General features: G+C 62.5%; 25 protein-coding genes. 3 read left to right on the plus strand and 22 right to left on the minus strand.

The window, feature by feature from the left end; all coding sequences use genetic code 11:
• Positions 1-133 (minus strand): hypothetical protein (locus tag IMX17_RS23180; RefSeq protein WP_139159286.1); only part of this gene is annotated, 133 nt, incomplete at its 3' end.
• A gap of 238 nt (positions 134-371) precedes the next feature.
• Between IMX17_RS23180 and IMX17_RS23185 the strand changes: the two genes are divergently transcribed.
• Positions 372-1,124, plus strand: coding sequence for a M48 family metallopeptidase (locus tag IMX17_RS23185; protein ID WP_004937650.1), 753 nt, complete (start codon positions 372-374; stop codon positions 1,122-1,124).
• Between the two features lie 41 nt (positions 1,125-1,165).
• Here IMX17_RS23185 and IMX17_RS23190 read toward each other — a convergent pair whose 3' ends face one another.
• From IMX17_RS23190 to IMX17_RS23255, 14 genes are all read right to left on the minus strand, one after another.
• The gene (locus IMX17_RS23190; RefSeq protein WP_033652742.1) at positions 1,166-2,806 is read right to left on the minus strand and encodes a thiamine pyrophosphate-binding protein; all 1,641 of its coding nucleotides are present in this window, start codon (positions 2,804-2,806) and stop codon (positions 1,166-1,168) included.
• A 52-nt stretch (positions 2,807-2,858) separates the two neighbouring features.
• Complete coding sequence (locus IMX17_RS23195) at positions 2,859-4,328, minus strand: aldehyde dehydrogenase (RefSeq protein WP_033644724.1); 1,470 nt, start codon at positions 4,326-4,328, stop codon at positions 2,859-2,861.
• Positions 4,329-4,344: 16 nt separating this feature from the next.
• A complete protein-coding gene (locus IMX17_RS23200; RefSeq protein WP_046897351.1) occupies positions 4,345-5,139 on the minus strand; it encodes an aspartate dehydrogenase in 795 nt (264 codons plus the stop codon).
• Positions 5,140-5,154: 15 nt separating this feature from the next.
• The gene (locus tag IMX17_RS23205; protein ID WP_046897350.1) at positions 5,155-5,949 is read right to left on the minus strand and encodes an SDR family oxidoreductase; all 795 of its coding nucleotides are present in this window, start codon (positions 5,947-5,949) and stop codon (positions 5,155-5,157) included.
• Positions 5,946-6,764 (minus strand): alpha/beta fold hydrolase, encoded by an 819-nt coding sequence (locus IMX17_RS23210; RefSeq protein ID WP_193550260.1) that lies wholly within the window; start codon positions 6,762-6,764, stop codon positions 5,946-5,948. Before IMX17_RS23210 ends, IMX17_RS23205 begins: the two co-directional genes overlap by 4 nt.
• A complete protein-coding gene (locus IMX17_RS23215) occupies positions 6,764-7,288 on the minus strand; it encodes a cupin domain-containing protein (protein WP_004937634.1) in 525 nt (174 codons plus the stop codon). Before IMX17_RS23215 ends, IMX17_RS23210 begins: the two co-directional genes overlap by 1 nt.
• A gap of 32 nt (positions 7,289-7,320) precedes the next feature.
• Positions 7,321-8,577, minus strand: coding sequence for an MFS transporter (locus tag IMX17_RS23220; RefSeq protein WP_033652738.1), 1,257 nt, complete (start codon positions 8,575-8,577; stop codon positions 7,321-7,323).
• Positions 8,578-8,600: 23 nt separating this feature from the next.
• A complete protein-coding gene (locus IMX17_RS23225) occupies positions 8,601-9,812 on the minus strand; it encodes an NAD(P)/FAD-dependent oxidoreductase (RefSeq protein WP_193550261.1) in 1,212 nt (403 codons plus the stop codon).
• Positions 9,809-10,750 carry a VOC family protein gene (locus IMX17_RS23230; RefSeq protein WP_193550262.1) on the minus strand — a complete coding sequence of 314 codons (942 nt, stop codon included), beginning with the start codon at positions 10,748-10,750 and terminating at the stop codon, positions 9,809-9,811. The genes IMX17_RS23225 and IMX17_RS23230 overlap by 4 nt, the downstream gene beginning before the upstream one ends.
• Positions 10,751-10,859: 109 nt before the next feature.
• A complete protein-coding gene (locus IMX17_RS23235; RefSeq protein WP_004937625.1) occupies positions 10,860-11,654 on the minus strand; it encodes an IclR family transcriptional regulator in 795 nt (264 codons plus the stop codon).
• Between the two features lie 37 nt (positions 11,655-11,691).
• Positions 11,692-12,447 carry an SDR family oxidoreductase gene (locus IMX17_RS23240; protein WP_193550263.1) on the minus strand — a complete coding sequence of 252 codons (756 nt, stop codon included), beginning with the start codon at positions 12,445-12,447 and terminating at the stop codon, positions 11,692-11,694.
• On the minus strand, positions 12,444-13,487 hold the full coding sequence (locus IMX17_RS23245) for an aromatic ring-hydroxylating dioxygenase subunit alpha (protein ID WP_033652735.1): 1,044 nt from the start codon (positions 13,485-13,487) through the stop codon (positions 12,444-12,446). Before IMX17_RS23245 ends, IMX17_RS23240 begins: the two co-directional genes overlap by 4 nt.
• A gap of 20 nt (positions 13,488-13,507) precedes the next feature.
• Positions 13,508-13,816 carry a recombinase-like helix-turn-helix domain-containing protein gene (locus IMX17_RS23250; RefSeq protein ID WP_019456046.1) on the minus strand — a complete coding sequence of 103 codons (309 nt, stop codon included), beginning with the start codon at positions 13,814-13,816 and terminating at the stop codon, positions 13,508-13,510.
• Positions 13,817-13,818: 2 nt separating this feature from the next.
• Complete coding sequence (locus tag IMX17_RS23255) at positions 13,819-14,136, minus strand: non-heme iron oxygenase ferredoxin subunit (protein WP_004937614.1); 318 nt, start codon at positions 14,134-14,136, stop codon at positions 13,819-13,821.
• A 397-nt stretch (positions 14,137-14,533) separates the two neighbouring features.
• On the opposite strand from IMX17_RS23255, the gene IMX17_RS23260 reads away from it, so the two are divergent.
• Positions 14,534-15,775 carry an MFS transporter gene (locus IMX17_RS23260; RefSeq protein ID WP_193550264.1) on the plus strand — a complete coding sequence of 414 codons (1,242 nt, stop codon included), beginning with the start codon at positions 14,534-14,536 and terminating at the stop codon, positions 15,773-15,775.
• A gap of 110 nt (positions 15,776-15,885) precedes the next feature.
• On the opposite strand, the gene IMX17_RS23265 is transcribed toward IMX17_RS23260, so the two are convergent.
• From IMX17_RS23265 to speA, 3 genes are all read right to left on the minus strand, one after another.
• Positions 15,886-16,038 (minus strand): Hok/Gef family protein, encoded by a 153-nt coding sequence (locus IMX17_RS23265; protein WP_004937610.1) that lies wholly within the window; start codon positions 16,036-16,038, stop codon positions 15,886-15,888.
• A gap of 336 nt (positions 16,039-16,374) precedes the next feature.
• On the minus strand, positions 16,375-17,295 hold the full coding sequence (gene speB, locus IMX17_RS23270) for an agmatinase (protein WP_004937606.1): 921 nt from the start codon (positions 17,293-17,295) through the stop codon (positions 16,375-16,377).
• Positions 17,296-17,489: 194 nt separating this feature from the next.
• Positions 17,490-19,466 (minus strand): biosynthetic arginine decarboxylase, encoded by a 1,977-nt coding sequence (gene speA / locus IMX17_RS23275; RefSeq protein ID WP_004937600.1) that lies wholly within the window; start codon positions 19,464-19,466, stop codon positions 17,490-17,492.
• Between the two features lie 908 nt (positions 19,467-20,374).
• On the opposite strand from speA, the gene metK reads away from it, so the two are divergent.
• Positions 20,375-21,529, plus strand: coding sequence for a methionine adenosyltransferase (gene metK, locus IMX17_RS23285; protein WP_046897341.1), 1,155 nt, complete (start codon positions 20,375-20,377; stop codon positions 21,527-21,529).
• A gap of 124 nt (positions 21,530-21,653) precedes the next feature.
• On the opposite strand, the gene IMX17_RS23290 is transcribed toward metK, so the two are convergent.
• The 4 genes from IMX17_RS23290 to fhuC form a co-directional block, all read right to left on the minus strand.
• Positions 21,654-21,806 (minus strand): Hok/Gef family protein, encoded by a 153-nt coding sequence (locus IMX17_RS23290; RefSeq protein WP_193550284.1) that lies wholly within the window; start codon positions 21,804-21,806, stop codon positions 21,654-21,656.
• A gap of 305 nt (positions 21,807-22,111) precedes the next feature.
• Complete coding sequence (fhuB, locus tag IMX17_RS23295) at positions 22,112-24,100, minus strand: Fe(3+)-hydroxamate ABC transporter permease FhuB (protein ID WP_193550265.1); 1,989 nt, start codon at positions 24,098-24,100, stop codon at positions 22,112-22,114.
• The gene (gene fhuD, locus IMX17_RS23300) at positions 24,097-25,011 is read right to left on the minus strand and encodes a Fe(3+)-hydroxamate ABC transporter substrate-binding protein FhuD (protein ID WP_193550266.1); all 915 of its coding nucleotides are present in this window, start codon (positions 25,009-25,011) and stop codon (positions 24,097-24,099) included. The genes fhuB and fhuD overlap by 4 nt, the downstream gene beginning before the upstream one ends.
• A complete protein-coding gene (gene fhuC / locus IMX17_RS23305; RefSeq protein ID WP_046897338.1) occupies positions 25,011-25,808 on the minus strand; it encodes a Fe3+-hydroxamate ABC transporter ATP-binding protein FhuC in 798 nt (265 codons plus the stop codon). Before fhuC ends, fhuD begins: the two co-directional genes overlap by 1 nt.

The raw sequence follows: 25,808 nt of genomic DNA on the forward strand, positions 1-25,808 counted from the left end.
GGTAGTCGCGCCACAGGACTTCGGCGATGTCCGCCATGCCCATAGGGGCCCCCGGGTGGCCGGAATTTGCTTTTTGTACGGCGTCCATGCTGAGTGCGCGGATGGCGTTGGCAAGCTCTTTACGAGAGGACATGTTTTACTCCAGGTCGGATAAAAAAAGCAGTCAAGTTCCCTATTTTCTCAGACTCCACATCACAACGGCAATCCCTAATGCCAAATGAGAGCGAGTTCACCACTTATTAGCACGATTGGACGCTTTTTCGGAATAACACTATTCTCGCCCCGTCTGGCGTACACTAGGCTCTTGCGGCAAGATAGCCTCAAAGCAAAATGACTCTTTTACCTTGTTACCTTCACAGGAAGATGGCGTTATGAAGATCCGTACCTCTTTGATTGCGTTGGGCATTGCCACCTTGGCAACCGGCTGTCAAAACCTGAATACCGAAACCCTGATGCAGTCCGGCGCGCAGGCGTTCCAGGCGGCGACCCTGAGCAACAACGACGTTAAGGCCCTGAGTGATAAATCCTGCGCCGAGATGGACAGCAAGGCACAAATCGCGCCGGCCGACAGCACCTATGCCAAGCGTCTCAACAAAATCGCTGCGGCGCTGGGCGACAACATCAACGGCACCCCGGCCAACTACAAGGTCTACGTGACCAAAGACGTCAACGCCTGGGCGATGGCCAACGGCTGTATCCGCGTTTACAGCGGCCTGATGGACATCATGAACGACAACGAAGTGGAAGGCGTGCTGGGTCACGAAATGGGCCACGTGGCGCTGGGCCACACCCGTAAAGCGATGCAGGTGGCTTACGGCACCGTGGCGCTGCGCACCGCGGCGTCCTCCGCCGGCGGCGTTATCGGCTCACTGTCGCAGTCGCAGCTGGCGGACATCGGCGAGAAGCTGGTCAGCGCGCAGTTCTCGCAGAAGCAGGAAAGCGAAGCGGATGATTACTCGTTCGATCTGCTGAAAAAGCGCGGCATCGATCCGAACGGCCTGGCCACCAGCTTCGAAAAACTGGCCCAAATGGAAGCCGGCCGTCAGAGCAGCATGTTCGACGATCACCCGTCTTCCCAAGCGCGCGCACAGCACATTCGCGATCGCATCGCGGCAGAGAAATAGCCACGAGAACGCCCGGCAACCGCCGGGCGTTTTTTATCGTCTCAATACAGGGTTTTCTGCGGCGGCCCGGCGAAGGTCAGCGGCCCGACCTGCTTCATGTCCACCTCGACCACCGACGGCCCCGGGTAGTTGATCGCTTCGGCCAGCACGCCGTTGAACTGCGCCGCCGCCTCGACCTTCCAGGCTTTCAGCCCCATCGCTTCGGCTATTTGAGTAAAGGCCGGCGTATGCAGCTCGTTGTAATACTGGCGCCCGGCGAAATACTTGTCCTGAATGCCGCGCATCACGCCATAACCGCCGTCGTTCATGATCAGCAGGGTGATGTTCACCTGTTCCTGCGCCATGGTCGCCAGTTCCCCCAGGCCCAGCGCCAAACCGCCATCGCCCACCAGCCCCACCACCTTGCGCTGCGGGTTGGCGATCGCGGTGCCGATCGCCATCGGCAGCCCCATGCCGATAGCACCGGCCAGCGAGTGAATGTTGCACAGCGGCGAGATCGCGCGGAACAAACGGCTGCCCCAGACGCTGCCGGAAACGGTGATATCGCGCACCAGCAATCCGTCCTGCGGCAGCGCGGCGTCGATGGCGTCGTTGAGTTTGGCGTATTCACCGGACTGCTGACGCAACGCGCTCTCCGCCTGCTGCACCGCCCCCGCGATCTCGGCATCCCACTCGGCGTTGACCTTCTCGCCGGGGCTCAGCCGCGCCGCCAGCGCGGCCAGCAGCGCCGCACAGTCGCCATTGATCTGCTCATCGGCCAGGTAGTTGCGGTTGGCCGCCGCCGGATCGATGTCAATCTGCACCAGCGGGCGCGGCAGCGGCAGCGTCCAGGTGCGGGTTTCATTACTGCGCAGCCGTGAACCGGCCACCAGCGTCAGGTCGCACTGCGTCAGGATAGCCTCGATGCTCGGCGAGTTGTGGAACGCCCGCAGGCTGCGCGGATGGCTGTCCGGCAGAATGCCACGCCCGTGGGTGCTGGAGATCACCGCCACGCCGGCGTCCGCCAGCTTGCGCACCGCATCACCGCAGGCCAACGCGCCGCCGCCCAGCCACAGCAACGGGCGCTTGGCCTGTTTCAGCCGCTGATGCAGCCGCTCCACCGCCGCATCGTCCGCCTTCGGCAGCGGCGCCGGCGCCAACGCTTCGGTCAGCACCGAGCGGGAAACCAGGCTGCTTTGGATATCGATCGGGATCTCTACCGCCACCGGGCCGCAGGGCGCGGTTTGCGCATCCAGGATCGCTCGCTGGATCACCGCCACCGCCTGTTCCGGCGAATTGACCCGGTAGGCGCGCTTGGAGCAGGCGCGCAGAAAACCGAGCTGATCGCGGGTTTCATGAATAAACCCGGCGTCAGCGTCCAGATAGGCTTTTTCTACCTGGCCGGTGATATGCAACAGCGGCGTGTTGGCGTTAAGCGCTTCAATCATCGCCCCCACCGCGTTGCCCGCGCCGGCGCCGGTGCTGGTCAACGCCACGCCCAGGCCGGAGAAGCGCCCATGCGCATCGGCCATGGTGACCGCGCCCGCTTCGCCGCGCGCCGGCACGAAGCGAATTTTATCGCGCTGCCCCACCGCATCGGCGATCGGCAGATTATGAATCGAAATGATGCCGTACATCGCCGACACCGCGTACTGTTCCAGAGTCCGGGCTATCGCCTCGCCAACCGTGATTTTATCGCTCATCATCTGCCTTCTTAGGGTAGTCGTTATTAGGGTTATGCGTAGAGGTGTCGGCCTAGTCGCTCCAGCGGTTCACCTGATGGCTCAGCGCCAGATACACGCTTTTCTGCTGCATGTAGGCCTTGATGCCGTTCAGGCCCTTTTCGCGGCCCAGCCCGCTTTCCTTGAAACCGCCGAACGGCGTGGAAATCGAGAACGTTTTGTAGGTGTTGACCCAGACGGTGCCGGTTTCCAGCCGCTCCGCCAGCGCCATCGCCCGCGGGAAATCGCGGCTCCAGATGCCGGCCGCCAGGCCGTACACCGAGTCGTTGGCCTGTTCGATCAGCTGTCGCTCGTCGTCGAACGGCAGCGCCACCAGCACCGGCCCGAAGATCTCTTCCTGGCAGACGCGGGCGTCGTTGTTCAAACCTTCAATAATGGTCGGCAGGTAATAGCTGCCGCTCGCCAGTTGCGGATCGGCCGGCGCTTCACCGCCGATGACCACCCGCCCGCCCTCCTGGCGCGCCAGCGCCACGTAGTCCGCCACGCTTTGCCGATGTTTGGCGCTGATCAGCGGGCCGAGATGCACGCCCGGCACCAGCGGGTTGCCGATGCGCAGCCCCGCCGTCAGTTCGGTCAAGCGCGCCAGCAGCGGCTGATACAGCGAACGATGCACGAACAGCCGCGAACCGGCGATGCACGCCTGGCCGGCGGAGCTGAAAATGCCGTAGCAGATGCCGCGCGCCGCCTGCTCCAGATCGGCGTCCTCCAGCACGATGGTCGGCGATTTACCGCCCAGCTCCAGCGAGGTGGGGATCAGCTTGTCGGCGGCGATGTGCGCCAAATGGCGCCCGGTGCTGGTCCCGCCAGTAAAGGCGATCTTTTTCACCAGCGGATGGCGCGCCAACGCCTCGCCGATCACCGAACCTTTGCCCGGCAGCACGCTGAGCAGCCCGGCAGGAAGCCCCGCCTGTTCGAACAGCTCGGCCAGCTTCAGCGCCATCAGCGGCGTGGCTTCGGCCGGTTTGAGCACCACCGCGTTGCCCGCCGCCAGCGCTGGCGCCACCTTCTGCATTTCACTGGCGATCGGCGAGTTCCACGGCGTAATGGCGGCGATCACCCCCATCGGTTGATATTGGCTGAGGGTCATCACCTCGGCGCTGCGCGGGGTCGGCAGCTCTCCCTCCAGCACTTCGCAAGCGGCGGCGAAGTAACGCGCGGTCGCTGCCGCGCTGGCCACCAGGCCGCGGGTTTCCGCCAGCGGTTTGCCGTTGTCGCGCGTCTGCAGCTCGGCCAGCTGTTCCTGCTGCGCCAGGATCAGGTTGCTCACGCGGTAGAGAATTGAGGCGCGTTGGTGCGGCACTAGCCCACGCCATTCCGGCGCGCGCCAGGCCTTTTCCGCCGCCTCAACCGCCTCGTTGACATCCTCGACGTTAGCGGCGCGCAGCCGCGCGTTGACGCTGCCGTCGGCCGGGAATACCGAAGCCATCTCTTCGCCGCGCCCTTCACGCCAGCGCCCGGCGACAAAAATATTCAATCGTTCCATGCTCCGCTCCTGCCGTTCAGGCAATAAAACCGCCGTCCACCAGACGGCGGCAGGCTTGTACCGCGCTCAGCGCCGCCAGGGTTGATGTTTTGGGATTGCTCGCCAGCGGGGTGCCGCTCAGCTCGATGTGAAACTCGCCAAAGTCGCCGCACACCTGCAGACGATGGGTATTGCGCCGGGTGGCGGGATCGACCTGCAGGCGCACCCGGGTGGCGTCCATCCCCAGGCCGTTGAGCGCAATGGTGGCCGCCACGTTGGCGTTGGCCGGGAACAAACGCGCCGCTTCACGCGCCGAACCCTCAAAAAATACCTGCGCCTCGCGCACCGCATCGAGATCGATCAGCTGCTCCGCCGGGCTGCCCCGCCAGCTGGCCGGGCTCTTGCTGGCCTGATAGGTCACGCTTTCCAGCCCGCCTTCGCGCGCCGACGCCAGCCCGTCCATGCCCGCCACCGCGCCGGACAGCACGATCAGTTGCCCGTGATGGCTGCGGCAGGCCTGCTGCAACCGCTGTTGCAATGCGGCATCCGCCAGCGCGCCGGTCGAGATCATCGCCAGCGGCCAACCGCGCTGCAGCACCGCTTCGCCAAACTCCGCCACCGCCTGCTGGCTGGCGCACTCCAGTACCAGATCCGGCCGCTGCGAACACTGCTCCGGATGGGTCAGCGCCTGCACCCGCCCAGCAAAAGCCTCGGCGATCGCCGCATGATGAGCTGCGCGCGCCAGGATCCAGCCGACCTCCACGCCTTCAGGCAAACGGGCGATCACTTCCTTCGCCATCGCGCCATAGCCAATCATCATGATCTTCTTCATCTTTTTCGGCCCCTGTTACACATGACGGTTAAAGCCGCCGGAAACGTCCAGCGCCGCGCCGGTGGTAAAGGAAGCCAGCGGTGAAGCGAGGAACAGCAGCGCCTGCGCCGGTTCCTGCGGCTTGCCGAGGCGCTTCATCGGGATGCCGCGGCGTTCGGCGATCGCCGCCGTCCACTGCTCCCAGCTTTGATCTTTATCGCTGCGCTCTTCGAAACGGCGGCGCCATTGGCCCGACTCCACCATCCCCAGCAAGATCGAGTTAACGCGAATGCCTTTGCCCACCAGCTCTTTCGACAGCGTCAACGTCATGTTGAGCAGCGCGGCGCGCGCCGCCGAGGTGGCGATCATGTGTTCTTCCGGCTGCAGCGCCAGCAGCGAGTTCACGCAGGTTATAGACGCGATATCCGATCGTTCCAGCGCCGGTAAAAACGCCTGCACTGGGTTGATCACGCCGAACAGCTTCAGCTCGGCCTCATGCAGCCAGGCTGCGCGCGGCGTCTGGTCAAAGTGGGCGACGAAGCCCTGACCGGCGTTGTTGATCAGCAGATCCACGCCGCCGAAACGCGCCGTCACCTGAGCGGCGAACTGCGCCACCTGCTGCGCATCCAGCACGTCGCAGCGCAGCGCCAGGATCTCCGCCTGCGGGAAGTCCGCGCGCAGGCTGGCCTCCGCGCCGGCCAGTTTGTCCGGATCGCGGCCGCAGAACGCCACTTTCGCCCCTTCGGCCAGCAGCAGTTTCAGGGTTTCGAAACCGATGCCCGATGAGCCGCCGGTCACCACCGCCACCCGATCCTCAAGCTGAAAATTCATCGTTGGATTGCTCCCGTAAAATCCCGCAGATAGCGGTTGAAACACACCGACGCATCGAGGTAGCTGGCGTGACCGGCGGCGGCGATCAGGCGCAGCGTCGCATCCTGTTCACGCGCCAGCTCGGCCGCCTTCTCCGGTGGCGTAATGCGATCCTGTTCACCGCACCACACCTCCAGCGGGCCGCGATAGCGCGCCAGATAGCGGCCAATATCATCGTTGGCCAGCATCCAGGCGGCACTCAGAAAACCGTCGGGATCGAGCTGCTGCATGCCGTTGCGCACCCAGGCGATGTCCTGCGGATCCGCCCCTTCGCGCAGCAAGGCCGCCGCCCGCTGCTCGCCGTAGCCCACCGGCCCCAGCGTCTCCATCATCTGTTGGCGCTGGCCGTATACCTGCCGGCGTTTTTCCTCCGGCGCCGCGGCATAGCCCTGCGCCGGATCCGCCAACACCAGCCCACATAGCCCGTCCGGATAGCCGGCGGCGTAGGCGCTGCCGATCAGCGCTCCCAGCGAATGGCCAACGATCAGCGGCTGCCCCAGCTGCAGCTCATCAATCAGCGCCGCCAACGCCGCCGCATAACCGGCGGCGCCAGCCTGAGGATCCGCCAACGGCAGGCTGCCGCCGTAGCCCGGCGCGTCCCACGCCAACAGACGATGACCGTCCGTCAGGCCGCTGTCGTTAAACTGCTTGATCCACGAGGCGGATCCGGAGCTGATGCCGTGCAGCAACACCACCGGCCGCCCCTGCCCGGCCTCGCGCCAGCTCAGGGTATACGCCCCGCAGCGCGCCCGTTGGCGTTGCGCCAGGCCGTTCATCAGTTGCGCTTCACTTTGGACAGCGGGTGATCCGCCGGATAGGTCGGGATCTCCGGCTTGGCGGTGCCGAGCATCACGCACATCAGCGCCTCTTCCTCGCCGTGGTTGAACAGGCCGCGATACACGCCCGCCGGCACCGAGATCAGATCGCGCTCTTTCAGCCTGGTTTCGTAATATTCTTCGCCATCCTGAATCATCAGCGTGATGCTGCCTTTCAGCATGAAGAACACTTCTTCCACGTCGTCGTGCAGGTGCAACGGGCCCTCGCACTTCGACGGCAACACCATGGTGGAGAAGGTGAAATTGCCCGCCGGAATGGTGTTGGCGTCGCTGGCCACGCCGGTAGCGCCGGTACCGATGTAGCGCATCTGCGCGCGGCGATATTTCGGATCGAAATCCGCCTGGAATTTCAGCGCGTTCCAGTCGTATTTGCGGCCTTCGAAACGGGCGATGCGCGACTCTACCCAGTTTTCCATCGACAGATCCTGCGGCTTGACGCCGGCTTTGTTCTCAACCTGAGACATGTTGTCACTCCTCTGTTGAAACGATTGATTAATCAGTATTTTCTCAGCAACGGCAGCAGAATGAGGCAGCCGACGAACGCCATCACCACCAGGAACAGCAGGCCGTTATCCATATTGCCGGTGGCGGCGATCAACGCCCCCATCAGCACCGGCGCCAGCGCGCCGGCAAAATTGCCCAGTCCGTTGAAAATGCCGCCGGCGGTGGCGCTGACCTTGCTGCTGGTGGCCTTCGCCAACAGCGCGAAAATATTCGGCGCGCCGGCGCCCCACATAAAGGTGCTGAAAGCCATGGCGGCGATCACGCTGTAGGTACCCTGCAGGTGCAGCACCACCGCCAGGCCAAGGCCGGCGCCGCACAGCGACAGGAAGCAGGCCAGCGCACGCCGATCCAGCTTGTCCGACAGCCAGGCGCCCAGCACTTCACCGAGCAGCATGGCGATGAACGGCAGCGAAGAGAGGTAACCGGCATGCTCCAGATGAATGCCTTTGCCCTTGATCAGATAGCTCGGCAACCAGCCGTTCATGCCCCACAGGTAGGTCAGGAAGGCGATATTGAACAGGCAAATCATCCAGAAATGCGGGCTGCGCAGCAGCTCGCGGCGATGCTGTTGGCGTTCGGACACCGCCGGCTTGGCCGCCGCCGCCGGACGCGACACGTTCAGGTGGCGCATGCCGAACAACACCAGCAACATCACTGGCAGCGTCAGAAACGCCATAAAGAAGAAGGTGGCCTGCCAGTCGAAGGTATTGAGGATGTACAGGGTGACCGGGAAGCCGAGCGCGGCCCCGAGCGGCGTGCCGAGCAGCCACAGCATGGTGGCGCGCGCCTGTAGCTGCGGCGGGAAAGCCTGACGAATAATGGCGTAGGCCATCGGCAGCAGCGGCCCTTCGGCGATACCGAGCAGAATGCGCAGCGTCATCATGGCGTGATAGGAGCGCACCAGCCCCATCAACACCATCAGCACGCCCCACACCACCATCATGCCAATCAATACTTTGACCGGATTAAGCCGATCGCCGATGCCGCTGAGCAGCATCGAGGAGATGCCATAGGAGAACAGAAACGCGCTCATCAGCAACCCCAGCCGCGCCGGGTCAAAACCGATGCCCAGCGCCTGCTGAAACTCGGCGTCGGAAAACAGCGCCGCGATGCTGATTTTGTCGAAAAACGCCAGCAGCACGCAGGCGAACAGCGCGATCGGCACCGACCAGCGCACCCGCTGCTGCGGATTTTCGGCAACGGTTTCCCCCGCCCGTCCAGCGCGGGCGTCAATGTCTTGCGTAGTCATAAAACGCTCCCGAGGTTCGGGCGTTATTTCAACGCCATCAAAGAAAACTCCGCATCCGCCAGCTGCTGCGGATCCAGCACCCGGCCACTCGCCAGCCAACGCTTGCCGAGCTTGATGGTGCGCGCGTCGTTGAACGCCACCATCTGCACCAGCTGCCGATCGGCGTTCAGCGTGAAGAACACCTGCGACTGCGGCGTGCGGCGCACCACATGGTGCACGCCGCCGCTCGGCACGCCGAGGATCTGGATATTGACGTCGTATTGATCCGACCACAGCCAGGCCACGTCGTTATACGGAGCGGCGAAGGCGTCGAGCATCGCGCAGGCGGTGCTGATGGCCTGATTTTGCGCGTAGGCCCAGGACTGCAGGCACAGGCCGAGCGTCGGGTGGCGCGCCACATCGCCCGCGGCGAAGATCGCCGGATGGCTGGTGCGCCCCTGGCCGTCGACCACGATGCCGGACTCGATAGCCAGCCCGGCGCTGCGCGCCAGTTCGAGATTCAGCTCGACGCCGATCCCCACCACCACCAGATCGAAGACCTGCGGATCGCTGACTTCGCTGCCGATCCAGGCGGCGCCGTCGCGATCTTCCAACGAGATCTCGCCGCAGCCGCACAACACCGTCACGCCCTGCCGGCGATGCAGTTCGAGCAACGCCTGTGAGACGTCGGCGCCGACGCTGCGCATGCACAGCGCAGGCTGGCGCTCAAACACCGTCACCTCGGCGCCGAGACGGCGCGCGGAAGCGGCGATCTCCAGCCCGATCCAACCGCCGCCGACGATCGCCAGGCGACGGCAACTCTGCAGGCCCTGCCGCAACCGGGCCGCATCGTCCCAGGAGCGCAGCGTCATCACGCGCGGGTGCTGCGCCCAGGCGGCGCCCGGCAAACGCGGCCGCCCGCCGGTGGCGATCAGCAACTGCTCGAACTGCAGCCGTTGCCCGTCGCTGAGCGTGACAATTTGCTGTTCGGCGTCGATAGACTCGGCGCGCAGCGGGCGACGCCAGTCGATGTTCAGCTCCGCCACCGCCTGTTCGCTGAACAGCCGGCTCAGGGGAGCCGCGGCATCCAGCAGCGCCGCTTTCGACAGCGGCGGCCGCTCGTAAAAATCGTAGGGTTCGTCGCTTATCACCGTCAGCCGGCCGCTGTAACCCCGGTCACGCAGCGTCTTGGCCGCCCAACCGCCGGCCTGGCCGCCGCCGACGATGACAATGCCCGCGTGTTCCGGCCGGTTCATAACGCCTCCGCCTTTTTATGCTGGCGGCGCGTATCGTGATCGATGCCGCCTTCTACCGCCCATTCGGTGAAGGAGACCAGCGAATGTTCCAGCTCGCGCGGCTGCCAGTTTTCCGTCAGATAATCGTCGTTGGTGTAGTACTCGAACGCGCCGCCGGTCGGGCTGTTGACGTACCAGAAATACGCCGAGGAAATCGGGTGGCGGCCAGGGCCGATGAAGGTGCTCCACTGCTCTTTGTTCATGGCGATGCCGCCACCGATCACTTCATGGATATCGCGCACGGTGAACGCCACATGGTTCAGGCCGCGTGGGCGGTTGGGCAGCTTCAGCAGGAACAGATTATGGTGGCCGCCGCGCGCCTGGGTGCGCAGGAAGACGGCGCGATCGATATAGCGATCGGAAACCTGGAAATCCAACAGCTCGCGGTAGAAACGCTCGGTCGCCGCCAGATCGTCAACGAAGAACACCACGTGGCCGATATTGATCGGCTGCGCCTGCGAGTAAACCGGGCTGGGTTGATCGATGCGGCGCACGTCGCCCCATTGGTTGATCGGCGTGACCGGCACTTCGACCGCCTGCTGGCGGCTGACGACGAAGCGTAGCGTCATGCCGTTGGGATCGAGGCATTCCAGCTCTTCCCCCACCTGACGAAAGCCGGGCATCAACGCCAAACGCGGCTGCAGGCGCGCCAGATCCGCGGGCGATGCCACGCCCCAGGTCATGCGGCGCAGGGTAGATCCGCCCTCAAACGCCGCTGGCAGCGCCGCGCTTTGTATCGGATGCAGAACGACCCGCGCCCCGCTCAGGGTAGTGAATTCGCGCTGCGGTTCGCCCCAATGTTGCGTGGCGGGCTGCAGGCCAAAGTCTTGCATGAATTTTTCGCAGGTTGGCAGATCTTCGACGCCAAACTCCAGTTTTTCGATTCCGATTACGCTCATTGCTCAGCCTCACGTTCTCGCTGTATACGGTTTTCAGGCATGACTGAACCCCGGCCCCTGTTTGCTGTGGGCCTTATCCCTGCCTGAGTGAAAGAGTCGGTCCTGTCGGTTAGCCGACGTTGGCCTGCGGCGGCGCGCCGAGGAAGCCGGAAATTTTCTCCGCCGCATCGCGCACTTCCATGCGCAGCCGCTCGCGATCCGCTTTCGGGATCTCATCGGACGGCACCATGATGCTGACCACCGCCTCGACCCGCTGCTCACGGTTGAAGATCGGGTAGACGATCGAGGAGATGCCGTGGCGGAAGAATGATTCGCCGATCACATAGCCGCGCGCCTTGTCTTGCTGCACCATCTGCCACAGCGTTTCGCGATCCGCCGGGGTGCCCGGCGCGTTGCCCGGCAGCTGCGCGTCCGGATAGAGTTGTTCGAACTCGCTGCGGGTGGCGCTGGTCAACAACATGCGGCCGAGCGAGGTTTGGTGCACCGGCAAACGGGTGCCGACGCTGACCTGATTGATCTGAGAACCGGCGGCGCTGACGCGGGCGATATAGATCACGTCGCGCCCGTCGCGGATCGCCAGATGGCTGCTGCACTGGCTGCGATCGCGCAGCTGTTCGATCACCGGCTGGCCGGCCTGCGCGACGTCCAGCGACGCGATGTATTCGAAGCCGAGACGCAGCACCTTGATGCCCAGCGCGAAGGTATTGGTGCGCGGATTGCGCTCCAGAAAGCCCAGGTGCTCGAGCGTCTGCACCACGCGGTAGGCGGTGGCCTTCGGCATATCAACCAGGCGATGCAACTCGGCAAAGGTCATTTCCTTATGCTGCTCGCCAAACGCCAGTAGCAACTGCAACCCGCGATCCAGTCCCGGGATCAGATACTTACATGCTTGCTCGTCCGCCATCTCTCGCTCCTGCGCTGTGCGCCTGCCCTGCGGGCCGTCAGTTGAATACGAAGCCGCCGTTGACCGGCAGCAGTTGGCCGGTGACGAAATCCGCCAGCGGCGACAGCAGATAAAGCACCGTGCCGTTCACATCGTCCGGATGCTGCGCCCCGGCCAGCGCGCGCCCCTGCTCATACAGCTGATGGCGCTCGGCGGGCACATACTCGGTGGCTTCCACCCGCGTCAGGCCCGGCGCAATAGCGTTGACGCAGATGCCCTGCGGGCCCAGCTCGCGCGCCATCGATCTCGTCATCGCGATCACCGCGCCTTTGCTGGCGACATAGGCCATCAGACGCGGTGCGCCCCACAGCGCGGTGTCCGACGCCACGTTGACGATCTTGGCGTGCGGGTTGCGCGCCAGCAGCGGCGCCGCTGCCTGGCTCACCAACCAGGTGCCGCGCACGTTGACCTGCATTACCCGATCCCACAGATCGATGTCGTATTCCATCATGGTTTTACCGCCGACGCCGGTCGCCAGCGCCGCGTTGTTCACCAGCCCGTCGATCCCGCCGCCTGTGGCGATCTTCTCGAACGCCGAACGGATCGAATCCGGTGAGGCCAGATCGATGATTTGCGTTTCCACCTGAGCGCCCTGCTCACGCAGCGCAGCGCCGCTCGCCGCCAGCTCATCCGCCAAAATGTCGCACATCACCACCTGCGCGCCGGCAGCGGCAATGGCGGCGGCGAAGCTGTAGCCCAGACCGCGCGCCGCGCCGGTGACCACGATGCGCTTGCCGTTCAGCAGGCCGTTCACTGCGCCGCCTCCCGCTCGCGCAGCGTCGCCAGCTGTTTTTGCGCCTCTTTCTGCATCAGGCGGCGCAGGCGCGACAGACCGACGTCGTGCTGGTACAGGTATTCGCGGCCACGGGCGTTAGGCGCCATGTTTTCAAGCACGATGCGATCCTGCTCGAGGACGTCCCAATGCAATGATTCCAGGCGATTGCGATACATGAAGCGCCACATGTCGCGCTGCCAGTCTTTGACCTTACGGATGCGCCAGAAGAATACCCGGCAGTGATCCTTGTCTTCCGGCACCACCATGCCGATGATCCAGAAGTGACCGCCCGGCCCGAAGCGCTTCTTGTACGGGATCGACAGGCGCATCCAATACGCGCCGCTGTTGCCGAATTCCACCCAGTCGAAGTTGACGCCGATCTGGCCGTTTTTCTTGAAGATAAACCCGCTGTCGGTCGGCTCCAGCCCCATATCCGCCTTGCGATCCCCTTCCGCCATCGAGTGCGAGGAAGAGTGCAGGTAGGTGCCGTGCATCGGATCCATCACGTTTTCCAGGGCGTATTGGTAGTTGCAGTTCCAGCTGGCGGTACACAAGAAGTGGCTGTACGACGCTTCGTCCGCCAGCTCTTGCGGGAAAGTCAGCTCCGCCGGCGCTTCATCCGCCGTCACGCCGAAATAGAGGAACACCGCGCCGTAGGCTTCTTTGGCCGGGTAAGCGCGCAGGCATTTTTGCCCCACCAGCGGGCAGCGATCCACCGCCGGCACGTCTTTCACCGTCCCGTCGCCGCCGACTTCCACCCCGTGATACCAACAGGCGATGCGATCGCCGAGGTTCCACCCCATGGAAAGCCGCGCGCCGCGGTGCGGGCAGCGATCTTCCAACGCGTGGATCTGGCCTTCACCGTCGCGCCACACCACGATTTGCTGCTCGAGACGGGTGATGCCGACCGGATTGTTGCCCACTTCCCAGCTGGCCAGCACCGGATACCACATGCCGCGCAGCCCCTGGTCAAGATAGTCCTGCAAGCTCTGTTCGGAGGATGTTGTGTTTGCTGTCATTGTCTTCTCCCGGGTGTCGATCAGAAACCGTTAACGTGAAGGAATTCGCGGAACGTCGCCTCATTCCACGGCTGGCCGCTGCGATCGAACAGGCGGCGCTGATTCAACGCGCTGACGATCTGTTCCAGCTCTTCCGCGCCCTGATCGAAAATCGTTTCCAGCGCCGCCACCAGCGCGGTTTCGAAACCGTCCGGCACCCGGGCGCGGTTTTGCCACACAACGTTGCGGAACTGGCCCGGCTGATGGATTTGACCGTTGCCGCCTTCGCGGGCCGGCGTCACCTGTTGGGTGTCCGGCAGCCAGGGATTGAAATCGGTGATGTGCTGCATGATTACTCCTCCGCGATAAAGGTGATCTGGATTTGGTTGTCGACCACCCGGGTGGGATAGGTTTGCAGATCGCGGCCGCCCGGCTCGCGCAGGCACTGGCCGGTGCGCACGTCAAACAGCGCTTCGTGCAGCGGGCACTCAACCTTGCCGTCGTCTACAAACCCCTGGCTGAGCAAGGCGTAAGCATGCGGACAGACGTCTTCCAGCGCATAGTAGTTACCGTCGAGCAGGTAAACCCCGATCTCTTTGCCTTCCACTTTGCCGGAGAAAGGAAAATCTTCTTTCACCTGAGACACTTCGCACACATTCTTCCAGCTCATTGCTTTTATCCTCTATCTGATTGTTTCATATATGAAACTCAGTTTCTTATTTAATACAGTCACTATAAGTCTGGCGAAACTTTCGTCAAGCGAGCAGCGCGGCAAATGTTAATGAAAGGTTGTTTAAAAATGACAAATGCGGGAAGGATCACGAAATAATGCACCGATATGAAAAACCTATGTCAGTTGTGCGCTCTTCAGCTAATTTATGGCAAAAATTGCGTTGATCCTGGCAACGCATTGCACGTAAAAGAGTGCTCTCGCTGTCTTTTACATCCAGCTTTATAACAATAAATTTACATAAATCAGCCTCATCCCCGCGTTTGCGCGTAATGGCATCCGCAGGTGAGTTTACTGCTGCCTGAATTCGTCAACCGCTCGCACTGAGGAACGCGCCGTGCAACAACGTCAACGCTGGTTTGGGGTGATCGCCCTGCTGTTTCTGATCGTTATCGCCTATGCGGATCGGGTTAATATCGCCGTGATGTTGGTCAATCCCGACTTCCTGCAACACTTTCAACTCGGCGGCGACCGCGCCCATCAGGGCACGCTGATGACGGTGTTTTTACTCGGTTACGGCCTGTCCGCCATGTTGCTGACGCCGTTTCTGGAAACGCTGATGGGTTACCGCCGCGCGCTGACGCTGAGCGTCGTGCTGTGGGCGCTGCTCACCGCCGCATCGCCGCTGGCGGGATCGCTGCTGCTGCTGTGCGCGGTGCGCGCGCTGCTTGGCGTCAGCGAAGGACCGCTGTTCTCGCTCAAGACCATGTACATCAGCGATCATTTCGCCGCCGACGAGCGCGGCAAACCCAACGCGGTCAGCGCGCTGGGCGTCTCGTTGGGGCTGGTGATCGGCTTTCCGCTGGTGAGTTTTCTGATGGCGCACTTCGGGTGGACGATGTCGTTTCACCTGCTGGCGCTGCTCAACCTGCTGTTGGGCCTGGCGCTGGTGCGGCTGTTCGTTCATCCGCTCGCCTTACCCTCATCTTCACGCCCCGCCGATCCTCAGCCGGTGTTGAGCCGCGTCTGGCACACCTTCGCGCTGGCCTGGCGCACGCCGATGCTCGGTTGGATCCTGCTGATCGAGATCGCCACGCTCAGCTATCTGTGGGGGTCCAGCGCCTGGCTGCCGGCCTACCTGACCGATGAAAAAGGATTCTCCATCAAGCAGATGGGGTGGATGGCCGCACTGCCTTTCATCGTCAGCATCGCCTCAAAATACCTCGGCGGCGTGCTGCTCGATCGTATCCGCCCCTATCAGGCGCCGCTGATCTTCGTCTTTGGCGGCGCGGCGACCGCGCTGTGCATCTATGGCGTAATGAACAGCCATCAGCTTGGCTGGATCGCCTTCTTCCTGCTGGCGGCCAACGCCTGTTGGGGCGCGCAAGGCGCGGCGATCCCCACGCTGCTCCAGCATTATGCGCGGCCGGAGGCGGTCGGCAGCGCCTATGGGCTGATCAACGGCATCGGCAATCTGTTCTCGGCGTTTGTGCCGATGGCGATGGGCATGGTGATGGCCAGCCAGGGCAAGGTGTCCTCGGGCTTTGCAGTACTGATTGCCTCACAGCTGCTGACGCTGCTGGCGGGCGGCGCACTGTTTGGCCGCATGTTGCTGGCGCGGCAGGTGAAGCGGGCATAGTCTGTTCCCGCACCGTTGCGGCAGAGAAAGCCAATGGCCTTGAGAGGGTGCTCATGGATCTGGACGCCAACAATCAGCAGACGGGGGACATCCCCCGTCGCCGGGTTGCCTTACCGTTCGGATTCGTAAGCCAAAATGGCCGCAACCTCCGTAGTGCCCGATCGGATACGCAGCTCACACAGCGTGCTACGGGTTATCCATGCCAGTGATATTACCGTGGCACAAATAACCACCAGTTTTAACAGGCTCCGTTTGTTCGGCATCATGCCTTCTTCTCCTTGCCTCGCGGCGGGTAAGAGGCTAACTTAACGTTGTCTGGCGTTAGAGTTGGCCTCGGGTTGATGAATATCGACTCGGGGCTTTTCTCTTTGTACCTTTCACGCAGGCTCTAGATACAAAGATCCAGAGCACCCGCGCGCAGTATATTCATCCTCCCCGTTATCCCGGTTCCTTTTTACTGACTCCGTTTCATTTCTGCGCAAAATTGCGCAAAGGCGTTGCAACAGACTGAAAATCGCCGCGCGGATGGCGAAAAATGAAATAAAAAAAGCGGCCCCCATACGATGGGAGCCGCTTTTTCAGCGAGTCGTGGCCTGGCGTCAGGCGTGTTTCTTGGCCGCCTGTAGGTACAGCATCTCCAGACCCAACGTCGCCGCGGCCAGCGCGGTGATCTCGGACTGGTCATAAGCCGGCGCCACTTCCACTACGTCCATGCCGACGATGTTCAGCGACTGCATGCCGCGCACCAGTTTCAGCGCGCGATCGGAAGTCAGACCGCCGATCACCGGCGTGCCGGTGCCCGGTGCGAACGCCGGATCCAGGCAGTCGATGTCGAAGGTCAGGTACACCGGCATATCGCCGACGATGCCTTTGATCTGGGTCAGCAGGTCGTCCACGCTGCGATCGTTCACCTGCGCGGCGTCCAGTACGGTAAAGCCATTGTCGTGATCGAACTCGGTGCGAATGCCGATCTGCACCGAGTGATGCGGGTCGATCAGGCCTTCGTTCGGCGCATGGTAGAACATGGTGCCGTGGTCGAACTTGCTGCCGTTGGCGTAGGTATCGGTATGGGCGTCAAAGTGCACCAGCGCCAGCTTGCCGAAATGCTTGGCGTGCGCGCGCAGCAGCGGCAGGGTGACGAAGTGGTCGCCACCGAACGAGAGCATGCGCTTACCGGCCTTCAGCAGTTTCTCCGCGTGCGCCTGCAGCTTGTCGCTCATATCCTGCGCATCGCCGAAGTTGAACACGATGTCGCCGCAATCAACCACGTTCAGACGATCGCGCAGATCGAAGCTCCACGGCCAACGATTGCCTTCCCAGGCCAGGTTGGTGGACACCTGGCGGATGGCCGCCGGGCCGTGACGGCCACCGGCGCGACCGGAGGTCGCCATGTCAAACGGAATGCCGGTGATGACCCACTCTGCATCGCTGTCGTAAGGCATGAAGTTCAGCGGAAAGCGCAGGAAACCAAAGGCGTTGGACACTAATGAATTATCGGACTGATGGCCTAAGGTGCTCATAGTAAACCCTCGTAGTTCAACAAGTTGCCGGGCGCAGACGCCGGGCCGTGACAAAAAAAAATCCCTCCCGCGTCGTTAGCCCGACGAGAAAGGGATTTATTCGATGTGTGTTTCGGTGCTACCGATACGGCAGATTATGGCCGCATTTTGTTCATGCTTCAAGGGGGCCGATATCGCCCCCCTGAAGAAGGCGGTTACTCGTCTTCCAGATACGTGTAGCCGTACAGCCCAGCTTCAAACTCTTCCAGGAACTGCGCCTGCAGCTCGCTGTCCAGATCGGTTTCTTTGACCTGATCGCGGAACTTGGACAGCAGCGCGCTCGGATCGAGCTGCACGTACTCCAGCATATCCGCTACGGTATCGCCCTCGTCGGACAGCTCGGTCTCGACGCTGCCGTCCGGGAACACGTACACGTCAACCGAGGCGGTGTCGCCGAACAGGTTGTGCATGTTGCCGAGGATCTCCTGGTACGCGCCAACCATGAAGAAGCCCAGCGCCGGCGGGTTCTCCGGATCGTATGGCGGCATCGGCATGGTGGTCGCCACGCCGTCGCCGTCGACGTAATGGTCGATGGTGCCGTCGGAATCGCAGGTGATGTCGAGCAGCACCGCACGACCTTCCGGCGGCTTATCCAACCCTTCCAGCGGCAGCACCGGGAACAGTTGATCGATACCCCAGGCATCCGGCATCGACTGGAACAGCGAGAAGTTGACGTAGAACTTGTCCGCCATGCGCTCTTGCAGTTCGTCGATGATAGGACGGTGCGCGCGGTTGCTCGGATCGAGCTGCTGCTGGATCTTGTTGCAGATGTTCAGATACAGCTGTTCGGCCCAGGCGCGCTTGGTCAGGTCCAGCATGCCGTGCGCGTATTGGGTATGCACGTCGTGCAGATCCATCTGGCTGTCGTGCAGCCATTCGCGCAGCGAGCGGCGGTTTTCCGGCTCGTTCATTTCCAGCCAGGTTTCCCACATGCTTTCCAGCGCGCGCGGCGCGTCGGCTTCCGGCGGCTGCGGTTCGCTGAACTCGTTGCGCTCTACGCCGATCACGTTGGAGACCAGCACCGTGTGGTGCGCGGTCACGGCGCGACCGGACTCGGTTATCACCGTCGGGTGCGGCAGGCCGTGTTCGTTACAGGCATCGCCGATGCCCCAAATCACGTTGTTGGCGTATTCGTTCAGGCCGTAGTTGACCGAGCAATCGGACTGCGAACGGGTGCCTTCGTAGTCGACGCCCAAGCCGCCGCCCACGTCGAAGCACTGAATGTTGACGCCCAGCTTGTGCAGCTCAACGTAGAAGCGCGCCGATTCGCGCACGCCGGTGGCGATGTCGCGAATATTGGCCAGCTGCGAGCCCAAATGGAAGTGCAGCAGCTGCAGGCTGTCGAGGCGGCCCGCTTCACGCAGGGTTTCCACCAGCTTCAGCACCTGCACCGCCGCCAGACCGAACTTGGATTTTTCGCCGCCGCTCGACTGCCATTTGCCGGAGCCTTGCGACGCCAGACGCGCACGCACGCCCAGGCGCGGTATGACGTTCAGCCGCTCGGCTTCTTCCAGCACCAGATTGATCTCGGACATCTTCTCGATCACCAGGTACACCTTGTGCCCCAGCTTTTCCCCGATCAGCGCCAGACGAATATATTCACGATCTTTATAACCATTACAGACGATCACCGAGCGGGTCATGCCGGCATGCGCCAGCACCGCCATCAGTTCGGCCTTGGAGCCGGCTTCCAGCCCCAGCGGTTCGCCGGAGTTCACCAGCGATTCAATCACGCGGCGATGTTGGTTCACCTTGATCGGATACACCAGGAAATAGCCGCCCTGGTAACCGAAGGACTCACGCGCGCGTTTAAACGCGGCGTTGATAGAGCGCAGGCGATGCTGAAGGATCTGCGGGAAGCAGAACAGCGCCGGCAGACGTTGGCCGTCTTGCTGGCGCGTTTTCACCAGTTCTGCCAGATCGACGCGCGCCTGCGGGACATCCGGATCCGGGCACACGCTGATATGGCCCAGCTCGTTGACGTCATAGTAATTGTTGCCCCAGTAGGCGACGTTATAAGTACGCAGCATCTTGCTGGCATTACGATCATTCATGGCAACCTCCTGCATGGAGCGCAAAGATAAAGACTCGCCCGCAACCGGCGGACGGTGAATCAACAGATCATCAGACATGGTTCGCCTCACATTCCGTACTGACGAAACCGTCAGCCACTATCGCAGCTACAACCCGCGAGAACAACCCAACAAGCCGCGCTGGCGGCAGCGAAGAGAACTGCCGTTCGCGGTCAGCGATCGGTTTATCACTCATATAATTGTAAGACACCCTGTTCAAACCTCGTGAATCGGGCCAAGAAACATCCCACAGGAAGGCTGCAGGCTACCCTTGTTCAGTTCTTCAGACGACCGTTAGCCGGCCCGAGAATCCTGAGTAGCGGCCAAGTGTTTATCGCACCTGGTAAGTGACAGAGAGACAAGACGGGAAATAGCAGAAGAATGTGCGCCAGAACGGCACTGCTGTTGAGAACCAACAACCGGTAGACAACGGATCATTAATCCAACCACCTCCACGCGCGCCGTTCGGAGTGAACGACCCAGCCTCTAAAATAGTGTAAGAACGTGACCGTTCGATGAAGCGGCGGCGCCACGGCGAACGCCCGCGACGGATAATAGCGCAATGCCGGCGAATGCAAAGCGGAAGTTTATCGTACCTTCCCCCACGCCAGACCGCCGTACTGTGCAGCAAATGAACCGCGCGCGCAGTTTATACCGGTAAGCAGGTGAAAAAGCAAAATGAAAATTCGCCGAAAACTGTTTCAAGCGATGAAAATGGCGCCACCTCGTTTGCGCAAAAGAGCGAAAGCGCAAAAAACTACTGGCAATCTGGCTAAACCCTGACCTAAAATAGACGTCCAGATGTTAATCCATCTATACTGGTTAACTGATAAACTGCTTAACGGCTTTGCCTGAGGGGCGTTGCAGGATGCATCTCGCGCCATCAGCGGAAGACCCTTCGCTTCGATGCCGGATCTCCAGCGCTGTGCAGTAATTTCTAACCCGTCTTATGCAAGGTAAAGAACACAATGGCTAAACACCTCTTCACGTCCGAATCCGTCTCCGAAGGACATCCAGATAAAATCGCCGACCAGATCTCCGATGCCGTCCTAGACGCCATCCTGGAGCAAGATCCGAAAGCGCGCGTCGCCTGCGAAACCTACGTGAAAACCGGTATGGTGCTGGTCGGCGGTGAAATCACCACCAGCGCCTGGGTCGATATCGAAGAGATCACCCGCAAGACCGTGCGCGAGATCGGCTACGTTCATTCGGACATGGGCTTTGACGCCAACTCCTGCGCAGTGTTGAGCGCCATCGGCAAGCAATCCCCGGATATCAATCAGGGCGTTGACCGTACCGATCCTCTCGAGCAGGGCGCCGGCGATCAGGGCTTGATGTTTGGCTACGCCACCAATGAAACCGACGTGCTGATGCCTGCGCCTGTCACCTACGCGCACCGTCTGGTGCAGCGCCAATCCGAAGTGCGTAAGAACGGCACCCTGCCGTGGCTGCGCCCGGACGCGAAGAGCCAGGTGACCTTCCAATACGACGACGGCAAAATCGTCGGCATCGACGCCGTCGTTCTGTCCACCCAGCACTCAGAAGACATCTCGCTGAAAGATCTGCAAGAAGCGGTGATGGAAGAGATCATCAAGCCGGTACTGCCGGCGGAATGGCTGACGGCGGGCACCAAATACCACATCAACCCGACCGGCCGTTTCGTTATCGGCGGCCCGATGGGCGACTGCGGCCTCACCGGCCGTAAGATCATCGTCGACACCTACGGCGGCATGGCTCGCCACGGCGGCGGTGCCTTCTCCGGTAAGGACCCGTCCAAGGTTGACCGTTCCGCGGCATACGCGGCGCGCTACGTGGCGAAAAACATCGTCGCCGCCGGCCTGGCCGATCGCTGCGAGATCCAGGTGTCTTACGCTATCGGCGTAGCGGAACCGACCTCCATCATGGTGGAAACCTTCGGTACCGAGAAAGTGCCAACCGAACAGCTGACGCTGCTGGTGCGCGAATTCTTCGATCTGCGCCCATACGGCCTGATCCAGATGATGGATCTGCTGCAGCCGATCTACCGCGAAACCGCCGCCTACGGCCACTTCGGCCGCGAACACTTCCCATGGGAAGCGACCGACAAAGCTGAGCTGCTGCGCGATGCCGCCGGCCTGAAATAAGCCCCGACATCAACATGAAAAACGGCGAGCCAAGGCTCGCCGTTTTTTTTGAACGGATGGGTGCTCATGGATCAACGCATCGACTGCCGGCTAGCGGAGGCCAAGCCCCCGCCGCTGGGTTGCCTTACCGTTCGGTTTCGTAAGCCAAAATGGCCGCAACCTCCGTAGTGCCCGATCGGATACGCAGCTCACACAGCGTGCTGCGGGTTATCCATGCCAGTGATATTACCGTGGCACAAATAACCACCAGTTTTAACAGGCTCCGTTTGTTCGGCATCATGCCTTCTTCTCCTTGCCTCGCGGCGGGTAAGAGGCTAACTTAACGTTGTCACGCGTTAGAGTAGGCCTCGGGTTGATGGATATCGACTCGGGGCTTTTCTCTTTGTATCTTTCGCACGGGCTCCAGAGACAAAGATCCAGAGCACCCGCCCGCAGTATATTCACCTCCCCCTCTCTTCCCGCGTTCCTTTTCACGTTAAATGTCTTTCTTGCGCAGCGACACGCAACGCCTTGCAAGGCGTTGAAAAAAGGCCCAGCAACGCTGGGCCCTTGATGGAGGAGAAGGCAAAGTAGGGGTGAAGCTTACGACGTCTGCTTGCGCAACAGATAAACGAAGTACGGCGCGCCGATAAAGGTCGCCAGTAACCCGGCGGGGATCTGATACGGGAACAACAGCATCCGCCCGCACCAGTCGGCAAATACCATCAGCAAACCGCCCAACAGCGCGGCGATCACCATCTGCGGCAGCGCGCGGCGGAAGCCCAGCATGCGCGCCATATGCGGCGCCATCAGCCCGACAAAGCTCAGCGGCCCCACGGTCAGGGTCGCCATGGCGGTCAGCGTGGCGGCCAGCAACAGAATGGTCAATCGCGCAGGCGTCAACGCAATCCCCACCGAACGGGCGGTGGCCCCGCCGAGCGGCAGAATGGTCAGCCAGCGACGACACAGCGGCGCCAATATCATCAATCCGGCGGCAATCAGCGCGGTGCGCAACGCCTGCGCCGGCTCCACCGAATAGGTTGAACCGGAAAGCCAGGTCAGCAAGCCCCCCATACGCGGATCGCCGCTGGCCAGCAGCAGGAAGATGACGGTGGTAAAGGCGGTGCTGAGCGCGATGCCGGCGAGCAACATGCGTTCGGTCGAGAAACCGCCGCGGCCGGCGGCAATCATGATGATCATCAGCGTAACGGCCGCCCCAAGACTGCCGGCGGGCAACAGCCAAACGAAGGCGTCGCCCGGCACCATAAACAGCATCATCACGACGCCAAAAGCGGCGCCGGAGCTGATGCCCAACACTTCCGGGCTGGCCATCGGGTTGCCGGTCAGCTTCTGGATCAGCGTGCCGGCGACCGCCAGCATCATGCCCGCCGCCAACGCCGACAGCACCCGCGGCCAGCGCCACGGCAGCAAGGCGTCCAGCTCCGCGCCCAGGCTCCAGTGCCAGCCGCCGGCGTTTTTGCCCAGCATCAGCGCCAGGGTCAGGCCAATCAGCAACACGACGCCGGCCAGCGCTGCCCAGCCAGGCAGATTCCCGCGCTCGGCAGGCACCTTGTCGCCCAGGTTCATCGGCGGCGGCGTGGCGGCGCTGCGCAAACGCGGCAGCAGCCACAGCAGCAGCGGCGCGCCGAACAGCGCGGTGGCCGCCCCGGTCGGGATCTCACGCCACACCTGCGTTACCCCGAGCATCACCTGATCGGTCAACCACAGCAGCAACGCCCCCAGCAACGGCGCCAACATCATGCGGTGCGCCAGGCGGCGAGCGCCCAGCATCTTCGCCATCAGCGGCGCAAACAGGCCGATAAAGCCGATAACGCCCACCGCGCTCACCAACATGGCGCTGAAGATAATGGCCAACCCGAGAGCGCAGAAGCGCGCCATCGACAGCCCCAGCCCCAGGTTGCGCGCCACGCCGTCGTCCAGCCCCAGCAGCGTCAGCGGGCGCAGCAACAGGGCCGCCAGCGCGCCGGCCACCAGCAAGCGCGGCAGGATAAACTGTACCGCGCTCCAGTCCTGTTGGTTCAACGCGCCGGTGCCCCACAGGAACATGCCCTGCAGCCGATCGTAATTAAACAGCGCCAACAGGCTGTTGACCGCGCCGCAGTAAAGCCCCAGCACCAGCCCGGCCAGAATCAGCGTCACCGGCGACATACGCTTGCCCCAGGCGACGCCGAACACCAGCCCGCCCACCACAATCGCCCCCATCATAGCGGCCAGCTGCCGGGTGAACTCGCCCCCCGGCAGCACCCACAGCGTGGCGATGGTCAGGCCGAGCTGCGCGCCGGCGGCCACGCCGAGCGTCGACGGCTCTGCCAACGGGTTGCGCAACACCTGCTGGAACAGGACGCCGACCAGCCCCAGACCGGCGCCGGCCAACAGCGACACCGTCAACCGCGGCAGCAGACTGTAATGGAACAGCATTTGCCGCACATCGTCGATGTTCGGCGCGCTAAGCGCCTGCGCCCATTGCGCCGGCGGCAATTGCTGCATCAGGTTGTATATCGTCAAACCGCCTGCCGCCGCCAGCAACAACAGGATCAGCGTCAGCGGCAATTTCCGGATGCCCGCATTCATGACGCACTCTCCTGAGCTTGTGCCAGTAAACGGCAAAAACGCATCGTCGACAGCGTGGCGCCGTAGAACCACACCGCCGGCACCTGCCGCAGCTGGTTTTGCCGCACAAAAGGCAATGACTGCCACAGCGGCGTCGCGCTGACCTTGTCCATCATCGCCTGATTACCGTGATCGAGATAGATGACCCGGGCGTTACGCACCGTGGCCAACCGTTCAATCCCCACCACCGCCGTGCCCCAAAAGTCGGTTTGCTCCTGCCAGGCATTGCGGATGCCGAGTTGATCCATCGCTTCCTGGAACAGGCTTTTCTGGCCGATGATCAACGCATGGCGGGTGTCTATCAGGGAAAACAGCAGCAACGGTTGACGGGTGTAGCTTTGCAGGCGCTGACGCGCGTCCTGCATAAAGCTGTCGAACTGCGCCAGGTGGTTTATCGCCCGGCTTTCTATGCCTAATCGTTGCCCCAGTGCCAGCAGCGACTGGCGGGCGACGGTCAGCGGTTTGCCGCTGCCGTCGTTGAAGCCGAAGCTCATGGTTGGCGCGATGGGTTGGATTTTTCGCGGCGTCGGGCCATAGCCTTGCGACAGCAACACCAGCGAAGGTTCGAGCTGCTGCAGCAGTTCGAGATTCGGTTCGGTGCGCTGGCCGACGTCGACTACCGTCGCCGGCAGCTTCGGCTCCGCCACCCACAGGTTGTAGTTATGGACGTCGGCCACCGCCAGCGGCGTCACGCCCAATGCCAACAGCAGCTCGATCGGCAGCCATTCCAGCGCCGCAACGCGCGCGATATCCGGCGGCGCATCCGCCGCTCGCCCGGGCAACGATCCCAACAGCGGCGACAGCGCCAGCGCCAGCGCCATCAACAGGCGGCGGCGCAGCGGATCGTGAGAAGAAGTGAATGCAGAGGACATCAGTAGACAAAACTCACCGGCGCGCCGCCGCTCGGGTGCGGCAACGTGCCCATAGGAATACCGTAAATTTGCTCCAGCACTGGCCCCTGCATCAGTTCCAACGGGCCGCCCTGGGCGATCATGTCACCGCCGCGCAGCGCCACCAAATGGTCGCAGTAGCGCGCCGCCATATTGATGTCGTGCAGTACGGCGATCACCGTGAGATCGCGTTCGCGGCTCAGGCGCTGGATCAGCGCCAGCACCTCGACCTGGTGCGCGATGTCCAGCGCCGAAGTCGGCTCGTCGAGCAGCAGGCAGCGGCTGTCCTGCGCCACCATCATCGCCAGCCAGGCGCGTTGGCGCTCGCCGCCGGACAGGCTGTCCACCAGCCGGTGGGCGAACGGCTTCAGCCCCACCAGCGCGATGGCCTCTTCTACCTGTTGGCGATCGTTGGCGCCAAAACGCCCCAGCGCGCCATGCCACGGATAGCGGCCGACGGCCACCAGCTCGCGCACCGTCATGCCTTCCGCCGCCGGCAACTGCTGCGGCAGGTAGGCCACCTGGCGGGCGAAGGATTTGCTGTCCCACTGCGCCAACGGCTGCCGATTGAGCAAGATCTGGCCGTCGCTGGGTGCATGGTGCCGCCCGAGCAGTTTCAACAGGGTGGATTTACCGGAACCGTTATGGCCGATCAGGCCGCAGACTTTGCCCTGAGGAAAACGGAGCGACAGCGGTTGCAGCAGCACCCGGCCGGGAACGGCGAAGCTGGCGTTATCCAGCGCGAAAGTCGCGCCGGGATTAAGAAGTTTGTCCTGCAT

Origin of the sequence: Serratia sp. X3, assembly GCF_014982455.1 — a bacterium.
Lineage (GTDB): Bacteria > Pseudomonadota > Gammaproteobacteria > Enterobacterales > Enterobacteriaceae > Serratia > Serratia ureilytica.